Genomic DNA, 6,600 nt, shown 5'->3' with positions numbered 1-6,600 from the left:
TTACACGGGATACGCCAATATTTACCAATTTTGACCTATGCTTTTGAAAGACCATAAATGAGATTTTTTAATACATCCCGCATTGAATCTCTCGACCACAGGCTCATTGCTATGATCAGGCAAACTACCAGTTGTGCTGGTGAGTCCAGTCGGCGGTGTCGGTTTCCGTCCCGTCGAACTGGCGAACCCGAAGGGTAAGGAGCGATGACGTTCCTCTTCGACTTTAGTTTTAGCGATACGCCAAGGGCGTCTGCGCTCTGCGCAATCGCCTGTTCGATTGAAGTTGCTGGAATTGCTATCTTTATTACTTTGAATTTCTCAGTACTTTGTATCTTGGAAGACATTAATGAGAATTCTTTTAGATGCACCATACTTGATTTCCATTTTTGGAAACAATACCTAACCCTCTTTTGTCACTCTCGCTCTTCGTATAATTAAAGACAAACGCTAGAACTAGTACCTGTGTTATGGTAGAGCCTCGTCAACCAATACCCACAGTCAAATTTATTGACGAGTACTGTCAAATTTATCAAAAAGCAATTAGGAGGTTAGAAGTTTTGAAGCTTTTAAGTACCTGCACATGGGTATGATATCTGAAATAAAACGTAAAACTCGTTGCAGTAATAGCAAAAATTCTAGGGTTAGATAATCATCAACCATGTAAGTATTTAGCAGGACATGATATAAGTCCTAATAAAAAAAACAGTGCTATAAACAATAATCCCACCTAGTTGCTGTGTAGGTGGGGTATTGATGAACGGGATTTACACAATCAAACAAAAATTAACGTCTTCAAAGAATGTAAAGTGTAAGGTTAGAGGTACAATGGATTGCGCCCATAGGGGTGTAGAGAAAGTACCATAATCTCCGTTACAACTACACACTTCACTCCTCACTGCCAGTCTTAACAAAAAATTTGGTGTGTAGGTTCAATCTTAACAGAAATATTCCAGGAAAAACCTGCCGCTACCGCGATCAGTTTCGATATTCACAAGATGCTCCCTAATGATCTAGAGTGTTTAATTCTATATACAACTTATAGAAAGACAAACAGGAAAATCAGCTAGCTTACCACAAATATTCAGCCCAACAAAATATTCTTATTTTCAAAAGAATCTGTTAAGAAATATCAAGTAAGAAGTGCTATGACAGCATTAAATAAATCTTTTCCGAAATCACAAGCTATTGAGCAGTAGTTATGATTATTCTACCGAGAGTGAACCTCTGTTTATTGTGAATGCTGCTGTCAATTACAACCACATATTATCCAGCTACAGATTTAGGGTACTTACTGCATAAACACCCAGATCGTTGCCAATCTTTTTCTCTTTCCTTTGGACAAGCGCACATCTTCTATCCAGAAGCAAATGAGCAACGATGCACTGCAACACTGCTTTTGGATATTGATCCAGTGAAGTTAGTGCGCGGACGTAGTGTAAATTTAGAACAATACGTGAACGATCGCCCTTATGTTGCTTCTTCATTTTTAAGTGTGGCGATCGCTCAAGTCTTTAGTACTGCGCTTGCAGGGCGTTGTAAAGATAAACCTGAATTAGTACAAACTCCTGTCCCTCTGGTTGCGAAATTATCTGTTTTACCTTGTCGAGGTGGCGAAGGATTTCTACGACAGCTTTTTGAACCATTAGGTTACACTGTCACTGCTCAAAGTCATCCTTTAGATGAGACATTTCCTGATTGGGGACAGAGCCAGTACTACACTGTAGAATTGCAGCATACCTTACCCCTTGCTGACTTGCTGAGTCATCTGTACGTACTAATACCAGTCTTGGATGACGATAAACACTATTGGGTAGGTGATGAGGAAATCGAAAAACTCCTGCGTCATGGAGAGGGTTGGTTAACTGGACATCCAGCACGGGAAACAATTACTCATCGTTACCTGAAAAAACTAGGTCGTTTGACTCGCGCGGCTTTGGCACAACTTGCAGAGGAAGACGAACTCGATCCAGACAGTACCCAAGAAAGCCATGCTGAAGAAGAAGCAGCTGTAGAAAAGCCCATTAGCCTAAATCAGCAGCGGTTAAATGCTGTTATTACTACTTTAAAAGAAAGCGGCGCAAAACGAGTCATTGATTTAGGTTGCGCCCAAGGGAATTTATTACGAACTCTGGTTAAAGATAGCTTTTTTGAGCAAATGACTGGTGTTGATGTTTCCTACCGTTCATTGGAAGTCGCACAAGAGAGATTAGATCGCCTGCACTTACCTCGTACCCAATCGGAACGTCTACAACTGATTCAAGGCGCACTCACTTACCAAGATAAACGTTTTACAGGCTACGATGCAGCTACAGTAATTGAGGTGATTGAGCATCTCGACTTACCGCGCTTTGCTGCTTTTGAGCGGGTGTTGTTTGAATTTGCCCAACCCAAAACTGTGGTTGTGACAACACCCAATATTGAATATAACGTCAGATTTGAGAACTTACCTGCTGGAAAACTACGACATAGAGATCACCGCTTTGAATGGACGCGCCAACAATTCCAAACTTGGGCAAACCAAGTTGCAGAACGCTTTGGCTACAGTGTGAAATTTCAAGCAATAGGAGAGGAAGATCCAGAAGTTGGTTCTCCGACGCAGATGGGGGTGTTTAGCTATCAAATTTAAGAAACATAATCACAAAAGTTTTTATAAGTGAAATGAAAATAACTTTTCCTGAACTTTCTTTAGTTGTCCTCATCGGTGCTTCCGGTTCCGGGAAATCAACATTTGCCCACAATCACTTTGCACCGTTTGAAATTTTATCCTCAGACTTTTGTCGCGGATTGGTATCCGATGATGAAAATAACCAATCTGCTTCTGGTGATGCTTTTGATGTACTGCACTATATTACCGCCAAGCGACTGGCAGCAGGTAAACTCACGGTAATCGATGCTACTAACGTCCAGCCAGAAGATCGTAAAGCATTGGTGGCATTAGCACGGCAGTATCATTGTTTTTCAGTGGCGATCGCCCTCAATTTACCAGAACAAGTGTGTCACCAACGCAACCAACAACGACCAGAGCGCCAATTTGGTTCTCATGTCGTGCGTCGTCACACTCAATTTTTGCGGCGTTCCCTGCGCGGATTGGAAAGAGAGGGCTTTCGCTACGTCTACGTTCTCAATTCAGTAGAAGAAATTGAAGCTGTAGAAATTGAGCGTCAACCTCTTTGGAACAACCGTAAATATGAACACGGTCCTTTTGACATCATTGGCGACATTCACGGCTGTTGCGACGAACTCGAAGCATTATTACAGAAGTTAGGCTACCAAACAAGTGAAGTAAGAGAAACACAGAGTGAGAGTCTAGGAAAATATCCTTCCCTCCTTCCCTCCCTCTCTCCTTCCCTCCCTTCCTTCCCCACCTACTACCATCCTGAAGGACGCAAAGCTGTTTTTCTTGGTGATTTAGTAGACAGGGGACCACGTATCCTAGATACAGTTAAACTTGTGCAAAACATGGTTGCAGCAGGTACAGCTATTTGCATTCCTGGTAATCATGAAAACAAACTTTTGCGGAAATTACGAGGTAAAAATGTCAAGGTCAATCATGGCTTAGAGCAAACCTTAGCAGAAATTGAGGCGTTACCAGAAGAAGTCCGCAAACCCTTCACTAAAGAACTGTGTGAGTTTCTCGATTCTCTTGTGAGTCACTACGTTCTTGATGCAGGGCGGCTTGTTGTTGCCCATGCGGGCTTGAGGCAGGAAATGCAGGGACGCGGTTCTGCTGCTGTCCGGGAGTTTGCTTTGTATGGTGAAAGCACCGGAGAAATTGATGAGTTTGGCTTACCCGTTCGTTACAACTGGGCAGCAGAGTACCGGGGTGAAGCAATGGTCATTTACGGACACACACCCGTTTTAGAAGCAGAATGGTTAAATAATACAATTGACATTGATACAGGTTGTGTATTTGGCGGTAAACTAACTGCTCTGCGTTATCCAGAGAAGGAATTAGTAAGTGTTCCCGCAGCCCGCACTTACTGCGAACCTGTCAGACCGATTTCGCAAGTGGAAAATCAAGAATCGGGCATCGAAAAAACTGCACAGCAGCAACACGACGATGTGCTGAATATTGAAGATGTACTTGGTCAGCGCATGATCAATACCCGTCTTTTGCCCAATATCAAAATACGGGAAGAGAATGCGATCGCCGCCTTAGAGGTGATGAGCCGTTTTGCTGCCAACCCTAAATGGCTGATTTACCTACCACCCACCATGTCTCCGGTGGAAACATCTCAAGCAACAGGATATCTGGAACATCCAACCCAAGCGTTTGCCTACTACCAGAACCAAGGAATCACTGAAGTTGTCTGCGAAGAAAAGCACATGGGTTCACGGGCTGTGGTTGTTGTGTGCCGAGATGAAATGGTTGCCAAGCAACGGTTTGGTGTGGTAGATGAGGGTATTGGTATCTGCTATACCCGCACGGGAAGGCGCTTTTTTGACGATTCAAAACTAGAGGTAGAATTCTTAGGGCGGGTTAATGCTGCCCTTTCACAAAGTGGTTTTTGGGAAACATTTGATACCGACTGGGTTTGTCTGGACTGCGAACTCATGCCTTGGTCAGTAAAGGCACAGGGGTTACTGCGGGAACAATATGCAGCTGTTGGGATAGCGTCACGTCTTGCCCTTGGCGATGCTGTGAGTGTGCTGCAACAAGCATATGAGCGTGGTATTGAGGTTAGCACCCAACTCAGTCAATATCAGCAACGTGTAGATATGGCACAGCAGTATGTCAGTGCTTATCGACGCTATTGTTGGTCAGTAAGTGATATATCTGACCTCAAACTTGCTCCTTTCCATATTCTGGCAACAGAGGGAAGTGTCCACACAGATAAAGACCATCGCTGGCACATGGAGCAGGTTGCAAAATTTGCTCAGTGCGATCCAGAGTTACTGCTAGCAACGACATATAAAATGATAGATTTGACTGACCCTAGCAGTCAAGCAGAAGGAGTTCGTTGGTGGGAAGAACTCACAAATGTGGGGGGTGAAGGTATGGTGGTTAAGCCAAGGGAATTTCTTGTTAGAGGTAGTCGCGGAATTGTCCAGCCTGCGGTTAAGTGTCGGGGACGGGAATATCTGCGAATTATTTATGGTCCGGAATACTCAACGCCTGAGAATTTGCAACGTTTGCGCCAACGAGGACTATCTGTCAAGCGGTCTTTGGCGATGCGGGAGTTTGCTTTGGGTGTCGAGGCTTTGGAGCGATTTGTTGCTCATGTTCCACTGCGTCGTGTGCATGAGTGTGTTTTTGGTATTTTGGCGATGGAGAGCGAACCTGTTGATCCAAGATTGTAAAAAGTTTTGTAGCCACTAGCTGATTTTGGGGGAAAACAAAATTTGTCTGCAAGTCTTGTCAATACGGTTCGGTTAGCTTGTTTCTCTCAACAGAGATCCCCCCAAACCCCCCTTAAAAAGGGGGGCTTCTAACCCTCTTTTACCCCCTTTTTAAGGGGGTCGCCGCAGGCGGGGGGATCTTATCCGAACTGTATTGCAAGTCTTGTAAAGTAAGTGTTTTGAGGAGCAGATGGCACTTACTCCTTTTAGAGAGATTAGTGGAAAGCTACTTGGGAATTCATTCCCAAAACTAGTTGAATTGAAGTTCTGCTAGCTTCCCAAGTCGATTCCACCAAATACTCGCTAATAGTCGCCATAATGTCGAAGCTTCCTGGGGCTAGTTCTAGCAGAATTTCTAATATCACCTCACAAATAATCGGCTTCCAGTAGATTCGCATAAACTTGCTCCAAAAACCATCTGAATATAAATACAGTGGCTTTTGACAAGTTATGCAACCTGCCTTATACCATTTTGGATTTTAGATTTTAGATTTTGGATTGTGAAAGACTTACTATAACACCGATTCAGTATTCATTATTGTGACTAAAAAACCCGGTTTCTTCTTGTTGAGTCAACGAAATTTCGGTCTTCCCGGTAACATAAACCGGGTTTTTGGGACAAAAGCTATAAGCTTTTTACTCACTATCTAGTAACCAAAACTCTTGAATCCTGGGTGGGAGGTTCTCCAACAAAGATTGCACCTCGTCGAATTAGGTCGAGTTTTATAGATTCTGAAATTCCTTGATTATATCCAAATCGGGCTTTTTCTACATTTGCACCACTCAGATCAGCATCAATTAGATTGGCACGAATTAGATTAGCATTTTTCAGGTTGCTACCAATCAGATTGGCATTAATTAGATTAGCATCTCTGAAGTTTGCACCACTCAGGTTAGTGTTAATCAGCTTTGCATCACTCAAATCAGTACGGTTTAGAAAGGCACGGCTCAAGTCAGCTCGGTTCAGGTTGGCTCCTCTCAAATTGCCATACCTCAAGTCGGCTTGACTTAGATTGGCATTAATCAAGGTTGCATAGTTGAAGTTAGCACAACTGACACTTGCATTGCTCAAGCTGACATTGTGTGATGGCAGTTTCTGTGCTAAGGCTCTCAGGGCAAGGGCGCGATATGACTCATCCTGAATTTCCCTTGCGGCGGCGAGTGCTTCGGCTAATAACTCAGGAGGCAGTTTCTGTGCTAAAGCTCTCAGGGCAAGGGCGCGATATGACTCATCCTGAATTTCCCTTGCGGCGGCGAGTG

General features: G+C 43.7%; 4 protein-coding genes and 2 pseudogenes. 3 read left to right on the top strand and 3 right to left on the bottom strand.

The features are described 5' to 3' along the window. Positions 1-38: 38 nt before the first annotated feature. Positions 39-206, bottom strand: a pseudogene (locus tag AC5JM2_RS05010) (transposase domain-containing protein); the annotation flags it as partial. Between the two features lie 261 nt (positions 207-467). On the opposite strand from AC5JM2_RS05010, the pseudogene AC5JM2_RS05005 reads away from it, so the two are divergent. The 3 genes and pseudogenes from AC5JM2_RS05005 to AC5JM2_RS04995 form a co-directional block, all read left to right on the top strand. Then, positions 468-656, top strand: a pseudogene (locus AC5JM2_RS05005) (IS701 family transposase); the annotation flags it as partial. 581 nt (positions 657-1,237) lie between these two features. Beyond that, positions 1,238-2,626, top strand: a complete 1,389-nt coding sequence (locus AC5JM2_RS05000; RefSeq protein ID WP_495833813.1) for a 3' terminal RNA ribose 2'-O-methyltransferase Hen1 — start codon at positions 1,238-1,240, stop codon at positions 2,624-2,626. A 32-nt stretch (positions 2,627-2,658) separates the two neighbouring features. Continuing rightward, positions 2,659-5,301: a polynucleotide kinase-phosphatase gene (locus tag AC5JM2_RS04995; RefSeq protein ID WP_495833812.1), complete on the top strand. Its 2,643-nt coding sequence runs from the start codon at positions 2,659-2,661 to the stop codon at positions 5,299-5,301. Positions 5,302-5,555: 254 nt separating this feature from the next. On the opposite strand, the gene AC5JM2_RS04990 is transcribed toward AC5JM2_RS04995, so the two are convergent. Both AC5JM2_RS04990 and AC5JM2_RS04985 read right to left on the bottom strand, forming a co-directional pair. After that, entirely contained in the window at positions 5,556-5,738 is a 183-nt protein-coding gene (locus AC5JM2_RS04990; protein WP_495833811.1) for a hypothetical protein, read from the bottom strand. A 245-nt stretch (positions 5,739-5,983) separates the two neighbouring features. Continuing rightward, positions 5,984-6,600 (bottom strand): pentapeptide repeat-containing protein (locus tag AC5JM2_RS04985; protein WP_495833810.1); only part of this gene is annotated, 617 nt, incomplete at its 5' end.

Source organism: Brasilonema angustatum (assembly GCF_059505445.1).
Note: the sequence above shows the minus strand (reverse complement) of the source record. Positions and strands in the feature narration are given on the sequence as shown.

Excerpts from the sequence above, each read along its gene's own strand:
- AC5JM2_RS05000 (WP_495833813.1), top strand. The coding sequence starts at position 1,238 with ATGCTGCTGTCAATTACAACCACATATTATCCAGCTACAGATTTAGGG.
- AC5JM2_RS04995 (WP_495833812.1), top strand. The coding sequence starts at position 2,659 with ATGAAAATAACTTTTCCTGAACTTTCTTTAGTTGTCCTCATCGGTGCT.
- AC5JM2_RS04990 (WP_495833811.1), bottom strand. The coding sequence starts at position 5,738 with ATGCGAATCTACTGGAAGCCGATTATTTGTGAGGTGATATTAGAAATT.